Origin of the sequence: Streptomyces sp. NPDC048370 (genome assembly GCF_043200825.1) — a bacterium.
Lineage (GTDB): Bacteria > Actinomycetota > Actinomycetes > Streptomycetales > Streptomycetaceae > Streptomyces.
The window spans coordinates 22854-36145 of the sequence record NZ_JBICYI010000010.1 but is presented as its reverse complement, the minus strand read 5'-3'; the positions used below and the strand labels follow the sequence as shown (position 1 = coordinate 36145).

Sequence of the window (13292 nt, the reverse complement as noted above, 5' to 3'; positions counted from 1 at the left end):
CATCCCAGGGGGCCGGGGCCCTTCGGCCCGCGTCGCGTGCTCAGGAGGTGAGCGCCGGCTCCTTCCGGAGGACGTCCTCGACGTCGTCCTCCGCGCCCTCGACGTGCTGCTTCGGCTTCGCCGGCAGCGCGAACATCACCAGGAAGATCACGGCGAGCACCGCCACCGCCCAACCGAGCGCGTTCTGGAAGGCGTCCGTGAACGCCGCACCGACCTCGGCCGGGGCCTTCGCGAGCCGCTCCTCGTCGATCACGCCGAAGAAGACGACCGACACGAGCCCGAGTCCGAGCGCGTTGCCCATCTGCCCGGTCGTGTTGATGAGGCCGGAGGCCGAGCCCGCGTGCTCGCGCGGCACGTCCGAGAGGACCGCGTCCGTCAGCGGGGCCACGATCAGGCCCATGCCCAGACCCATGACGACGAGGGGGAGGATCATCTGCCAGGAGTCGATGGAGGTCCCGTACCGTCCGGCCTCCCACAGGTAGAGCAGCAGGCCCGCGGCCATCGTCAGCGCGCCCGTCTGCAGTACCTTGCGGCCGAAGCGCGGGACGAGCTTCTGCACCGAGAGTCCGGCCGCCGTCGAGACGGCGATCGAGAACGGCACGCCCGTCAGACCCGCCTTCAGCGGGCTCCAGCCGAGCCCGATCTGCATGTACAGCGTCCAGACCAGGAAGAAGATGCCCATCACGACGCCGAAGGTCAACTGCACCGCGATACCGGCCGCGAAGCTCTTCACCTTGAACAGGGAGAGCTCGACCAGCGGGGAGCCGTCCTTCTTCGTCTTGTACTTCTCGTACGCGATGAGCGCGGCGAAGACGAGGAGGCTGCCGGCCATGCAGAGGTGGCCCCAGAGCGGCCAGTCCAGCTCGCGGCCGCGCGTCAGCGGGTAGATCAGCATCAGCAGCGCCAGCGTCACGAGCAGCACGCCGACGATGTCGAGGCGGAGCGCCTTCGGCGCCTTGGACTCGGTGATGAACTTACGGCCGAGGAGCAGGCCCGCGATGCCGACCGGCAGGTTGATGAGGAAGATCGGCCGCCACTCCAGGCCGGCGATGTTCCACTGGGTGAGCAGCGCGCCGAGGAGCGGTCCCGAGACGGCGCCGAGGCCGATGATCGCGCCGAACATGCCGAAGACCTTGCCGCGCTCGTGGGCGGGGAAGGTGACGTGGATGATCGACAGGACCTGCGGCACCATCATGGCCGCGGCCGCGCCCTGGAGCAGGCGGGAGGCGACCAGCATCTCCGGGTTGGCGGCGAAGCCGCAGAGCGCGGAGGCGACGGTGAAGCCCGCGGTGCCGAGGAGGAACAGCCGCTTGCGGCCGTAGATGTCGCCGAGGCGGCCGCCGGTGATCAGGCCCGCGGCGAAGGCGAGGGCGTAACCGGCGGTGATCCACTGGATGGCACCGAAGGTGGCGCCGAGGTCCCGCTCGATGCTGGGGATCGCGATGTTGACGATCGTGGCGTCGACCAGGTCCATGAAGGCGGCGGTCATGACGATGGCGAGGGCTATCCAGCGCCTGCGGTCGTTCGCGGTCGCGGGGGCCGCCTCCGTGACGGCGTCGTGTGAACTCATAGGAGAAACGTAGAGTCCATATAGGTCAGTGCATGTCCTAGATGCGACGCATGCTGGAACACATGACGGACACTCCGGCACGACTCCTGAATCTGCTCTCGCTGCTCCAGACGCCGCGCGAGTGGCCGGGCAGCGAGCTCGCCGAGCGGCTCTCGGTCTCCGCGCGCACGATCCGCCGGGACATCGACCGGCTGCGGGAGCTCGGCTACCCGGTGGAGGCGACGAAAGGCGCGGTGGGCGGGTACCGCCTGGTCGCCGGTACGGCCATGCCGCCGCTGCTCCTCGACGACGAGGAGGCGGTCGCGATCGCGGTGGGGCTGCGGGCGGGCGCGGGGCACGCGATCGAGGGGGTGGAGGAGGCGTCGGTGCGGGCGCTCGCCAAGCTGGAGCAGGTGCTGCCGTCACGGCTGCGGCACCGGGTCTCCACGCTGCAGAACGCGACGATCCCGCTGACGCGCGGGGACGGGGCAACGGTCGCCCCCTCGACGCTGACGGCGCTCGCGGGCGCGGTGACGGCGCAGGAGCGGCTGCGGTTCGGGTACCGGGCGGGGGACGGGACGGAGTCGCGCCGGCTGGTCGAGCCGTACCGGCTCGTGTCGACGGGACGCCGGTGGTACCTCGTGGCGTACGACCTGGAGCGCGAGGACTGGCGGACGTTCCGCGTGGACCGGGTGTCGGACCCGTTCGCGACTGGGGCGCGGTTCGCACCGAGGGAGCTGCCCGCGGGCGGGGCGGCCGAGTTCATGACCCGCTCGATGGCCCGTGCCCAGCCGGAACTGGACCTGGACGTCACCTTCGAGGCCCCCGCGGAGTTCGTGGCGGGCCGCCTGCCGTCCCATCTGGCCCCGACGGCGACGGGCCCGACGACGTGCCGTGTCCGCACGCGCACGTCGGACTCCACGGAGTGGCTCGCGATCCGCCTGGCCCTGGTCGACGCGCCCTTCACTATCCACGGCCCGCCGTCCCTGACGACGTACACGAAGGACCTGGGGGCGCGGCTGACGGCGGCGACGGCGCGCTAGCGGTGCGGGGGCCGTGCGCCCCCGCACCGCGCCGCTCTAGGCCACCGCGTCGAAGCCCGTGTCGCGGGCCATCTTCTTCAGTTCCAGGAGCGCGTGCTTCTCGATCTGGCGGATGCGCTCGCGCGTGAGGCCGTGTTCCTTGCCGACCTCCGTGAGCGTGCGCTCGCGGCCGTCCTCGATGCCGTACCGCATGCGGATGATCGAGGCCGTGCGGTGGTCGAGCTTGTCGATCAGGTCGTCGAGCTCCTCGCTGCGCAGCAGCGTGAGGACGGACTGCTCCGGCGAGACCGCCGACGTGTCCTCCAGGAGGTCGCCGAACTGCGTCTCGCCCTCGTCGTCCACCGACATGTTCAGCGAGACCGGGTCACGGGCCCAGTCCAGGACGTCCACGACGCGCTCGGGCTTCGTGTCCAGCTCGGCCGCGATCTCCGCGGGCTCCGGCTCACGGCCGTGCTCCCGGTTGAACTCGCGCTGCACGCGCCGGATCCGCCCGAGCTCCTCCACCAGGTGGACGGGCAGCCGGATCGTGCGCGACTGGTCGGCTATGGACCGCGTGATGGCCTGGCGGATCCACCACGTGGCGTACGTCGAGAACTTGAAGCCCTTGGCGTAGTCGAACTTCTCGACCGCGCGCACCAGGCCCGCGTTCCCTTCCTGGATCAGGTCGAGCAGCGGCAGGCCGCTGCGCGGATAGCGCCGCGCGACCGCGACGACCAGCCGCAGGTTCGACTTGATGAAGAGGTCCTTGGCCCGCTCGCCCGCTTCGTAGAGCGCTTCGAGCTCCTCGCGGGACGCGCCGCCCGCCTCGCTTTCGACCTCGCCGTCGAGGATCTGGCGTGCGTACACACCGGCCTCGATCGTCTGGGAGAGCTCGACCTCCTTGGCGGCGTCGAGCAGGGGTGTGCGCGCGATCTCGTCGAGGTACATGCCGACCAGGTCGCGGTCGGCGATCTCCCCGCCCACGACGCGAACGCTGCTCGCCCGGCTCTTGCCGCTACCGCTGGTGGCGGAGGACTGACGACGGGCGACGGCACGGGTTGCCATGCGTGCTCCCTTGCTGAGTAGGTCGCGACACCCTTTCGGGTGCCCTGCATCCGACGGAAACAACGACTGGAATCAGGACAGAATTCCCACCGGGCGCATAGATTTTCGCGATCATGCAGTACCCTGTGCCGCCACCGAGGGGGATCGATGCCATCCGCACGCACAGACGTGCAGGTCAGGCGGGGCCCCGAGGGCCGGAGCGGCGACGTCCCTGGCTCCGCTCCCACCGTGAAGACGGCACACGTCACCTTCTGGTTGCGTGCGATGTCCGGAATGAGAAGAAGAAGATAAATCTGGGTCGCCCGACCGGCGGTCTCGGCCCCGAGGACTCCGGCGGTCTCGGACCCGAGGACTAGGTCCGACGGCCGTTACGGACGGGGTACGGGCCCGCCTACCGTCCCGTCCATGACCGACACCGACGGCCGCGACACCGACGGCGGCACCGACACCTCCGGCACCCTCGACGAAGCCCTCCAGCGCCTCCACGCCCATGGCCCCGAGCGCCTCGGACGGCTCACCAACCACGCCCCCATGGCCGTCGAGGCGCTCGTGCACCGCGGACAGGCGCGGACCGTGCACCGCTGGCTCGACCGGTACCGCCACAAGCTCGAGGACATGCCGGCGCCCCACTCCCCCGTCACCGCCACCACCTGGCGCGAGGCGCTCGGCGACACGGCGCGGATCGCCGACTGGGCCCGCTTCTTCGAGCGGGAGACGCAGGAGCGCCCCTGGCGCGACGTCCTCGCCGAGTGGTGGCCGCGCCTGCTGCCCGGCATCGCCGGGGGCTCCACCCACCCCGTGATCCGTACCGGTCACGCCGTACGCACCCTCCTGACGACCGAGGAGACGGCGCCGCGCCGCGCGGAGCTGGCCCACGCGCTCGGCTACTGGGCCGCCCGCTCCCAGCCGCTGCCCGAGCTCACCGCGCTCGCCCCGGCGCCCAGCGCGGCCGCCGCCCTCGACGCAGTACCGCCCGTCCCCCGGCAGGACGGCGGGATGCGCGACCGGCTGCCGCAACTGACCGCGTTCCCGAGCTGGGGCGCGACCGCCGACCCCGACACCGCCCGCACCCTGCTCACCGAGCTGGTCACCGCCGCGACCCACCGCTACGCCACGCACGGCCACGGCGAGCCGATCATGCTGGTCCACGCGGCGACCGCGCCCAACGCCGTCCTGCGCACCCTCCCCGCGCTCCCGCGCGAGCTGTGGCCGGCGAGCCTCGCGGCCGCCTGGGCCGCCTCCGCCGCCGTGACCGCGGCCTACACACCGCGCGAGGTGCGCTCGCACCGGGCCACGGCCCTCACCGCCGAGGAGGTCTTCGAGCTGGCGGCGGCCCACGGCGACGACCACACGATCAAGTTCGCCGACACCGCGCTCGACATCGGCGACCCGAAGGCCCTGGCCGCCGCCCTCCGCGCGACCGAGCTCAACCCCCCGGTCTTCCCGTCGAAGGCCTAGGACCTACTGGCCGAACTGGACCGAGCGCTTCGCGAGCCCCATCCAGAAGCCGTCGATCACGCTCCGCCCGCCGTCCAGGTCACCGGCCGCGTCCGCAGCGCCCAGGGTGACGAAGAGCGGCGCGAAGTGTTCCGTACGCGGATGGGCGAGGCGCCCGGCGGGGGACTTGTGCTCGAAGTCCAGGAGCGCGTCGACGTCCCGCGCCTCAAGGGCGCGGCGTCCCCAGTCGTCGAACTCCGCGGACCAGCCGGGCACCCCACCACCGGTGTGGCGCAGCGCCGCCAGGTTGTGGGTGAAGAAGCCGCTGCCGACGATCAGTACGCCCTCGTCGCGCAGCGGCGCGAGGCGGCGGCCGATCTCCATCAGCTTCCGGGGGTCGAGCGTGGGCAGGGAGATCTGGAGCACGGGCAGGTCGGCGTCCGGGAACATCTCCACCAGCGGGACGTACGCGCCGTGGTCGAGGCCCCGGTCGGGGATGTCCTGCACCGGCGTGCCGGGGCCGTGCAGCAGCTTGCGGACCGATGCGGCGAGTTCGGGCGCGCCCGGGGCCGCGTACCGCACCTGGTAGTAGTGCTCGGGGAAGCCCCAGAAGTCGTACACGAGCGGCACGGTCTCGGTCGCGCCGAGGGCGAGCGGGGCCTCCTCCCAGTGGGCGGAGACCATCAGGATGGCCTTGGGCCGGGGCAGCCCGGCGGCCCAGGCGGCGAGCTCCCCGGGCCAGACGGGGTCGTCGGCGAGCGGCGGGGCGCCGTGCGAGAGGTAGAGGGCCGGCATCCGTTCCAGCGTGGCGTCCATGGTGACGACCGCCTCCGAAGATCTGGGGTTCCTTGAACTTTCAAGCGTGCTGTCACCCCGAGCGTATGCCCATATAGTTCAACTTTCAAGGACGAGTCGTACGATGGATCCCATGAGCACCACATCCGAAGACGCGCCTCGCTGGCTCAGCGACGAGGAACAGTGCGTCTGGCGCGCGTACCGCCACGCCACCACCCTCCTCGAGGACCATCTCGACCGCCAGTTGCAGCGCGACGCCGGGATGCCGCACATCTACTACGGCCTGCTCGTCCAGCTCTCCCAGGCGCCCAGGCGGCGGTTGCGGATGACCGAGCTGGCCAAGGACGCCAAGATCACCCGCTCCCGGCTCTCGCACGCCGTCGCGCGCCTGGAGAAGAACGGCTGGGTGACGCGCCAGGACTGCCCCTCCGACAAGCGGGGTCAGTTCGCGCACCTGACGGACGAGGGGTTCGAGGTGTTGAGGCGGACCGCCCCCGGCCATGTCGACGCCGTGCGGCAGGCCATGTTCGACCGGCTCAGCCCGCAGCAGGTGACCCAGCTCGGCGAGATCATGAAGGTGATGGCGGAGGGGCTCCAGCCGACGGGTCCGGACGCGGACCTGCCCTGGCTCCGCTGAGCGGAACCAGGGCAGGCGGCGTCGTACCCGGCGCACCGGGGTCGTATCCGGCGTACCGGGGTGCGTCAGTGCGCGATGACGGGGATCTTCACCTCGTCCTCTGCGCCCTCGCCCGAGCCGGCGACCGGTCCGGTCTCCGGCTTCCCGGTGTTGATGAAGGTGAAGGCGATCGCGGCCGCGACGACCAGGATGCCGACGGCCCACCAGATGGCCGCCGCGTAACCCTCGACCATGCCCTGGAGCTGGAGCAGCTTCTGGGCGGGCTGGGTGGTGGCGCCGGCCGCGTGGTCGGCGATGTACGCGGTGGTCGCCGAGGCGGCGATCGTGTTCAGCAGGGCCGTACCGATGGCGCCGCCGACCTGCTGCGAGGTGTTGACCATCGCGGAGGCCACACCGGCGTCCCGCGGGTCGACGCCGTGCGTGGCGAGCGACATGGCCGGCATGAACGCCGTACCCATGCCGAGGCCGAGCAGCAGCTGCGCGGGCAGGATCAGACCGGCGTACGAGGTGCCGATCTCCAGCTGGGTGAGCAGCAGCATGCCCACGCCGGCGGTCAGGAAGCCAGGGCCCATCAGCCAGCGCGGGGGAACCCGCATCATCAGCCGCGTACCGATCTGGGTCGAGCCGACGATCATGCCCGCGATCATCGGGAGGAACGCGAAGCCCGTCTTGACCGGCGAGTACCCCTTCACGATCTGCAGGTAGTACGTCAGGAAGAGGAACAGGCCGAACATCGCGATGATGGCCAGACCCAGCGAGAGGTACACCCCGCCGCGGTTGCGCTCGGTCAGGACGCGCAGAGGCAGCAGCGGCGACTTGACCTTCGCCTCGGTCAGGACGAAGGCGGCGAGGAGCACGGCCGAGGCGACGAACATGCCGATGGTCGTGGCGTCCGACCAGCCCTCGGACTCGGCGCGGGTGAAGCCGTAGACGAGCGCGACCAGACCGAGGGTGGAGAGGACCACGCCAGGGATGTCGAGCGGCGAACGGTTGCGGCCTTCGGCCGGCTCACGGATCACGAAGTACGCGCCCGCGGCGGCGACGATCGCGAAGGGGATGTTGACGAAGAAGGTCCAGCGCCAGTCCAGGTACTCGGTGAGGAATCCGCCGAGGATCAGACCGACGGCGCCACCGCCACCGGCGATCGCACCGTAGATGCCGAAGGCCTTGGCGCGCTCCTTGGCGTCGGTGAACATCACCGCGAGCAGGGAGAGCGCGGCGGGCGCGAGCAGCGCGCCGAAGGCGCCCTGGAGCGCGCGGGCACCGAGCATCATGGCCTCGCCGGTCGCGGCCCCGCCGAGCGCGGAGGCGGCGGCGAAGCCGATCAGGCCGACGACGAAGGTGCGCTTACGGCCCCACAGGTCGGCGATGCGGCCGCCGAAGAGCAGCAGACCGCCGAAGGCGAGGGCGTAGGCCGTGATGACCCACTGCCGGTTGCCGTCCGAGATCCCCAGGTCCTGCTGGGCGGAGGGCAGCGCGATGTTCACGATCGTCGCGTCGAGCACGACCATCAACTGAGCGAGGGCGATGAAGACCAGCGCTTTCCAGCGCCGGGGATCTGTTTCGGACATGGGGGTAGCCACCTCATGGTGCGTAAAGGAAAAAAGGGATGTAAGTGGGTGGGTCCGTAAGGGCGGTTACGGACGCGCGCGTCTGTTCACGGGACGGTCAGCTCGGGGGTCACGACTCGTGGGAGTCACCCCGCAGATCCTCCAGAGTGGCGGCCGAGCCGGGCAGTACGGAGCGCGCGGGCGCTTCGAGACCGTCCAGGAACAGCTGCAGATGGCGGTGGACGAAACGGTCCATGTTCAGGCAGGCGGTGCCCGGGAGCGGGCGGGTCAGCTGGGAGACGGCCACCATCAGGTCACCGACGCCGACGTCGCCGCGGAGCCTGCCCGCGCCGTGCGCACGGTCGACGAGGCCTTGGACGGCCCCCTCCAACCGCTCGCGCTCGGCGTGAAGTTCGGGGTGGTTCATGTCGAAGGTGCCGTCGAGCATCGGGCACAGGGCACCGATGCGCTCGTCGGCGGCGGCGTGGGTGAAGCGGCGCAGCGCGTCGAAGGCGTCGGCCTCGCCGGCGTCGACCGCCGCGATCCCCTCCTGCGCCAGGTCCGTGGTGCGGGAGGTGACGGAGAGGACGACCTCGTGGACGAGGTCACCCCGCTCGGGGAAGTTCCGGTAGAGCGTGGCGTTGCCGACGCCCGCACGGCGCGCGATCTCGTCGAGCGGCACCTGGGGGCCGAACTCGACGAACATCTCACGGGCCGCGACGACGATCCGCTCGCGGTTGCGCAGGGCGTCCGCCCGGGGGCGGGGTACGCGGCGAGCGGGCGCGGTCTCGGCTTCGGCGGTCACGCCACGACCTCCTTCTGACGATCATCGTTTGGGCGATCCGGGGACCACGTCCCCACTTCCTCGAACACAGGCGTAAACGGGGAGGGAGTCCCCGGTTATTTCCCTGTACGAATGTGACCTGCGTCACACTCGTAGGACCGCGCGGAATACCCACGATCGGGCCACCCGACGCGCGCCCCCGGATCTCTCGACACAGGCTGATCGAACAGCAGCGCTGATCAATGCCGACCCGAGAGGCGACCGCATGCAGCAGACCCGCCGGCACATACGCAGACCCGTCGTCCTCGCAGCGGCGACCGCCCTCGCGCTCGCCGCCCTCGCCTCGGCCAGCGGCACGCTCCCCGGCCCGGCACCCGCCTCGGCGGGCCCGGTGGCCGCCGCACCGGGGGACGCCACGGCGCTCGGGCCGTGCAGGATCGCGACGACGATGGGTGTGCAGATGTCGGAGGGGATGCCCACGGCCCCCGGGTACGCCCGCTCCACGGGCCGCGTCAGGGCCCTCAACCTGATGGTCGACTTCCCCGACGCGGAGGGGGAGGGCACGGCGCTCGACCGGTACGGCGAGTTCTTCCCGAAGACCACCGAGTGGTTCAGCACCAGCTCGTACGGGCGGCTGCACTACCACCCGGAGGCCCCGATATCCGACTGGCTGCGGATGCCCCGGCCCTTCTCCTCGTACGGGATAGAGCGCGGGTCACCGTACGAACCCGGCTACCGCGGGCTCGTCGAGGACATCGTGAAGACCGCCGACCCGACGGTGGACTTCAGCGCGTACGACCTGGTCAACGTCCTGGTGACCCCGAACGCCGGGCCCTCGGCCCTGGACACCGTCCTGTCCGTCACCTTCTCGGGGAACGACGAGGCGCCGTACGCGGACGGCGTCCCGCTCTCCAACACGTCCTTCGTCTACAGCCGCCAGGACGACGGCTCGGGGACGTACGCGGAGACCGGCTACCGCGTGCTGCCGCACGAGAACGGCCATGTCTTCGGCCTGCCCGACCTCTACACCGTGGACGGCGGGGGCACGGTCGGGCACTGGGACATCATGTCCGAGGACTGGGGGGCCAACAACGACCTGCTCGGCTGGCACAAGTGGAAGCTGGGCTGGCTGGACAACAGCCAGGTCGGCTGCGCCTCCACGCCCGGAGCGCACGACTACACGCTGACCCCGCTGGCGACGGCCGGCGGATCGAAGCTCGCCTTCGTCCCGCTCTCCGAGAAGTCGGGGTACGCGGTCGAGGTCCGCACCCGGGAGGGCAACGACGAGGCGGTCTGCGAGCCGGGCGTCCTGATCTACCGCGTCGAGTCGGACGTCGACACGGGCCACGGCCCGGTGACGGTCTCGGACAGCGACAAGGACAGCGGCGGCTGCACGCGCCGCCCGAACGTCCACGCGGAGCTCTCGGACGCGCCGTACCGGCCGGGCGAGACCTTCACCGACCGGACGAACGGCATCCGGATCACGGTCCTCGCCGAGGACGACGGCGGCACCTACCGCGTACGGATCACCCGCAGCTGAGCTCGCGGACGGGCTCGCTCCCGGGCTGCTCGCGGCCGGACTGCTCGGTCCCGGGCTGCTCGCGGCCGGGCTGCTCGCTCCCGGGCTGCTCGCGGACGGGCCGCTCGGTCCTGGGCTGCTCGCGGCCGGGCTCGCGGGTCAGCTCCCGGCCGAGCTCCTCCCGCAGCTCCCGCTTGAGGATCTTCCCCGTGGCGTTCCGGGGCAGCTCGGTGTCCCGTACGAGGACATGGGCGGGCACCTTGAAGGCGGCGAGCCGGTCCCCGACGTGCGCCCTGAGCTGCTCGACGCCGACGCCCGCGCCCTCGCGGAGGCGCACGACGGCGGCGACCTCCTCCCCCAGGGTGGGGTGGGGCACCCCGAGGACGGCGGCGTCGAGGACGTCGGGGTGGTCGTGGAGGACGGCCTCGACCTCGACGCAGTACACGTTCTCGCCGCCCCGGATCACCATGTCCTTGAGCCGGTCGACGATCGTGACGCGCCCGTCGCGGAGGTGGGCGAGGTCGCCGGTGCGGAACCAGCCGTCGTCGGTGAACGCGGCGCGGGTGGCGGCCTCGTCGCCCCAGTAGCCGCGCACGAGGGACTGCCCGCGCAGCAGCAGCTCCCCCACCCCGTCGGCGTCGGGCCGGTCGACGCGGACCTCGGTGGCGGGGGTGGGCCGGCCGACGCTGTGCGGATGGGCGCGGTACTCGGCGCCGAAGACGGCGAAGACGCCGCCGCAGGTCTCGGTGAGGCCGTAGCCGTTGCGGGGCTCGACGCGCTCGCCGTAGGCGGCGGTGAGCCGGGCGACCAGCTCGGGCGGGGCGGCCGCGCCGCCGGTGTTGAGCATGGTGAGGCTCTCCAGCGGATCGCCGGTCCGCTCGGCGAGGTCGAGCAGCTGGAGGGCGGTGGTGGGGACACCGGCGTAGTGGGTGACGCGGTGGAGCCGGATCAGCTCCAGGGCCTTCTCGGCGTCCCACTTCCGCATGAGGACGAGGGTCCCGCCTGCGGCCATCACGGAGTAGAAGGAGGTGAAGGCGGCCACGTGGAAGAACGGGAACGTGGTGAGCGAGACCGGCGCGGGCCCCTGCCCGGGGACGGTGCCGCGGCCGAGGGCGGAGGCGGCGGCGTAGTACCGGGGGTTCATCGCGGCCCCGGCCTGCGCGAGGTGGGTGGCGACGGCGCCCTTGGGGCGGCCGGTGGTGCCGGAGGTGTAGATGAGGGTGGCGTCGTGCTCGGGCAGGACGTCGACGGGCGGGGGTCCGAGGAGGGAGTCGGTGTCGCGCACGTACGCCTGGAAGCCGTCCCCGGCCTCCCCGTGGAAGACGATCCCGGGCACGTGGTGCTTCCGCGCCCACCCGCGCACGCGCTCCTTCCGCTCCCCGTCGACGAGGAGGACGCGGGGCGTGCAGTCGTCGAGGGCGTACGCGCACTCCTCCTCGGTCCACCAGGCGTTGAGGGGGACGGCGACGAGGCCGGCGAGCTGGGCGGCCCAGAAGGCTATCTGCCACTCGGGGTGGTTCCGCATGGCGACGACGGCCCGGTCGCCGGGGCGCAGCCCGTACTGGTCGACGAGGGTCCTTGCGAGACCGCAGGCGGCGTCGAAGAACTCCCGGTAGCTGAGCACCCCGTCCTCGGAGACGAGGAACGGCCGGTCCCCGTACGCCCAGGTGGCCTCGACGAACTCGCGCAGCGTGCGGGGGCCCTCGACGTACACCCCGTCCTCGACGGCGAAGGGCGCTCCGGGCGCGGCCAGCCGGGCGGCGACTGCCTCCGCCGTCTCTCCTACGCCCACGATCGACCCTCTCCAAGCGCTTGCTCAGCCCCCGGCCGACGCTATGCCCGCCCTCCCGGAGCGTCAAGAAAAACACACGGCCGGTGGCGGGGCCGGGGCGCGGGGCCCGCTCGGGACCCGCGCCGACCGCGGGGTCACGTGAGGGCCGACAGGGTCACTCGAAGGCGGTCATTTGAAGGCCGGCAGGCTGCGCCGGACCCAGGCGGAGAACGGCGCGGCGGGGCGGCCGAGGACCTTCTCCACGTCGGGGCTGACCTGCTGCTCGGACGGCAGCGGCATCCCCAGGATGTCGAGCGTGCCGTTGACGACGCCCTCCTCCATGAACCGCGACATGTGGGCGAAGGCCGACTCGCGGGTCAGCTCGACGAACGTGACCTGCTCGCCGAGCGCGTCGGCCAGGGCGTCGGCCTGCTCGCGCGGGGTGATGGCGACCGGACCCGTCAGCTCGTGGACCAGGCCGGAGTGGCCCTCCTCGCGCAGCGCCACCGCGGCGACGGCCGCGATGTCGGCCGGGTCGACGACGGGCAGGGCGACATCACCGAACGGGGCCATGACCGTACGGTCGGAGCGCACCGACTCGGCCCAGGCGAAGGCGTTGGAGGCGAAGCCGCCCGCGCGCAGGATCGTCCAGTCGAGACCGGACGCGCGGACGGCCTCCTCGAACTCCCGCAGCCGGAGGTGCGAGGCCGCGCCGGGGCGGGTCGCGGTGATCTGCGAGGAGAGCAGGACGACCTTGCGGACACCCTCCTCCTTGGCGACGGCGAGCAGGGTGTCGGCGCTCTCGCCGGGGCCGAGCAGCTCCCCGGCGAGCAGCACGAACAGGGCCTCGGCGCCGCGCAGCGCCTCCCGCAGGCTCTCGGCGCGCCCCAGATCGGCCTGCACATGGCGGGCACCCTTGGGCAGGTCGGCGAGCGGACGGCGCGAGACGGCGGTGACCTCGGCGCCCGCGGCGGCCAGGGTCGCGATCAGCGGACGGCCGACGTTGCCGGTGGCTCCGGTGACAACAATCATGAAACGCCTCCTTCATCAAGGGAATTGGGTGGGTGACAGCCGCTGGAGAGGGCGTCGCCGTCATGACCGCACGGGGCTCTTCGCCGTGCCGTGAACGACGCTAGCATCCTCGATATAGTAGGTACCTAGAG

The 13292-nt window shown here is 71.8% G+C and carries 11 protein-coding genes; 4 read left to right on the top strand and 7 right to left on the bottom strand.

The window, feature by feature from the left end; all coding sequences use genetic code 11:
- Positions 1 to 40: 40 nt before the first annotated feature.
- Positions 41 to 1570: an MFS transporter gene (locus ACGFYP_RS21725; RefSeq protein ID WP_393495886.1), complete on the bottom strand. Its 1530-nt coding sequence runs from the start codon at positions 1568 to 1570 to the stop codon at positions 41 to 43.
- Positions 1571 to 1632: 62 nt separating this feature from the next.
- On the opposite strand from ACGFYP_RS21725, the gene ACGFYP_RS21720 reads away from it, so the two are divergent.
- Positions 1633 to 2592, top strand: coding sequence for a helix-turn-helix transcriptional regulator (locus tag ACGFYP_RS21720; RefSeq protein WP_393495883.1), 960 nt, complete (start codon positions 1633 to 1635; stop codon positions 2590 to 2592).
- A 36-nt stretch (positions 2593 to 2628) separates the two neighbouring features.
- On the opposite strand, the gene ACGFYP_RS21715 is transcribed toward ACGFYP_RS21720, so the two are convergent.
- Positions 2629 to 3636, bottom strand: a complete 1008-nt coding sequence (locus ACGFYP_RS21715) for a sigma-70 family RNA polymerase sigma factor (protein WP_361969658.1) — start codon at positions 3634 to 3636, stop codon at positions 2629 to 2631.
- A 405-nt stretch (positions 3637 to 4041) separates the two neighbouring features.
- On the opposite strand from ACGFYP_RS21715, the gene ACGFYP_RS21710 reads away from it, so the two are divergent.
- Entirely contained in the window at positions 4042 to 5094 is a 1053-nt protein-coding gene (locus tag ACGFYP_RS21710) for a questin oxidase family protein (RefSeq protein ID WP_393495879.1), read from the top strand.
- Positions 5095 to 5097: 3 nt separating this feature from the next.
- Here ACGFYP_RS21710 and ACGFYP_RS21705 read toward each other — a convergent pair whose 3' ends face one another.
- Positions 5098 to 5889 carry a dioxygenase gene (locus tag ACGFYP_RS21705; RefSeq protein WP_393495875.1) on the bottom strand — a complete coding sequence of 264 codons (792 nt, stop codon included), beginning with the start codon at positions 5887 to 5889 and terminating at the stop codon, positions 5098 to 5100.
- Between the two features lie 103 nt (positions 5890 to 5992).
- Here ACGFYP_RS21705 and ACGFYP_RS21700 point away from each other — a divergent pair, with 103 nt between their 5' ends.
- A complete protein-coding gene (locus tag ACGFYP_RS21700; protein WP_393495872.1) occupies positions 5993 to 6505 on the top strand; it encodes a MarR family winged helix-turn-helix transcriptional regulator in 513 nt (170 codons plus the stop codon).
- Between the two features lie 65 nt (positions 6506 to 6570).
- On the opposite strand, the gene ACGFYP_RS21695 is transcribed toward ACGFYP_RS21700, so the two are convergent.
- Both ACGFYP_RS21695 and ACGFYP_RS21690 read right to left on the bottom strand, forming a co-directional pair.
- Positions 6571 to 8076 (bottom strand): MFS transporter, encoded by a 1506-nt coding sequence (locus tag ACGFYP_RS21695; RefSeq protein ID WP_393495869.1) that lies wholly within the window; start codon positions 8074 to 8076, stop codon positions 6571 to 6573.
- A gap of 109 nt (positions 8077 to 8185) precedes the next feature.
- A complete protein-coding gene (locus ACGFYP_RS21690) occupies positions 8186 to 8860 on the bottom strand; it encodes a TetR/AcrR family transcriptional regulator (protein ID WP_361969644.1) in 675 nt (224 codons plus the stop codon).
- A gap of 244 nt (positions 8861 to 9104) precedes the next feature.
- Here ACGFYP_RS21690 and ACGFYP_RS21685 point away from each other — a divergent pair, with 244 nt between their 5' ends.
- The gene (locus ACGFYP_RS21685; protein ID WP_393495865.1) at positions 9105 to 10379 is read left to right on the top strand and encodes a M6 family metalloprotease domain-containing protein; all 1275 of its coding nucleotides are present in this window, start codon (positions 9105 to 9107) and stop codon (positions 10377 to 10379) included.
- Here ACGFYP_RS21685 and ACGFYP_RS21680 read toward each other — a convergent pair.
- Together ACGFYP_RS21680 and ACGFYP_RS21675 are read right to left on the bottom strand one after the other, a co-directional pair.
- The gene (locus tag ACGFYP_RS21680) at positions 10366 to 12150 is read right to left on the bottom strand and encodes a class I adenylate-forming enzyme family protein (protein ID WP_393495862.1); all 1785 of its coding nucleotides are present in this window, start codon (positions 12148 to 12150) and stop codon (positions 10366 to 10368) included. The genes ACGFYP_RS21685 and ACGFYP_RS21680 overlap by 14 nt on opposite strands.
- A gap of 168 nt (positions 12151 to 12318) precedes the next feature.
- The gene (locus ACGFYP_RS21675; protein ID WP_393495859.1) at positions 12319 to 13161 is read right to left on the bottom strand and encodes an NAD(P)H-binding protein; all 843 of its coding nucleotides are present in this window, start codon (positions 13159 to 13161) and stop codon (positions 12319 to 12321) included.
- Positions 13162 to 13292: the final 131 nt, after the last annotated feature.

What these genes read in the sequence shown, in the direction of transcription:
- ACGFYP_RS21725 (WP_393495886.1), bottom strand. Translation starts at nt 1,570, where the DNA reads ATGAGTTCACACGACGCCGTCACGGAGGCGGCCCCCGCGACCGCGAAC.
- ACGFYP_RS21720 (WP_393495883.1), top strand. Translation starts at nt 1,633, where the DNA reads ATGACGGACACTCCGGCACGACTCCTGAATCTGCTCTCGCTGCTCCAG.
- ACGFYP_RS21715 (WP_361969658.1), bottom strand. Translation starts at nt 3,636, where the DNA reads ATGGCAACCCGTGCCGTCGCCCGTCGTCAGTCCTCCGCCACCAGCGGT.
- ACGFYP_RS21710 (WP_393495879.1), top strand. Translation starts at nt 4,042, where the DNA reads ATGACCGACACCGACGGCCGCGACACCGACGGCGGCACCGACACCTCC.
- ACGFYP_RS21705 (WP_393495875.1), bottom strand. Translation starts at nt 5,889, where the DNA reads ATGGACGCCACGCTGGAACGGATGCCGGCCCTCTACCTCTCGCACGGC.
- ACGFYP_RS21700 (WP_393495872.1), top strand. Translation starts at nt 5,993, where the DNA reads ATGGATCCCATGAGCACCACATCCGAAGACGCGCCTCGCTGGCTCAGC.
- ACGFYP_RS21695 (WP_393495869.1), bottom strand. Translation starts at nt 8,076, where the DNA reads ATGTCCGAAACAGATCCCCGGCGCTGGAAAGCGCTGGTCTTCATCGCC.
- ACGFYP_RS21685 (WP_393495865.1), top strand. Translation starts at nt 9,105, where the DNA reads ATGCAGCAGACCCGCCGGCACATACGCAGACCCGTCGTCCTCGCAGCG.
- ACGFYP_RS21675 (WP_393495859.1), bottom strand. Translation starts at nt 13,161, where the DNA reads ATGATTGTTGTCACCGGAGCCACCGGCAACGTCGGCCGTCCGCTGATC.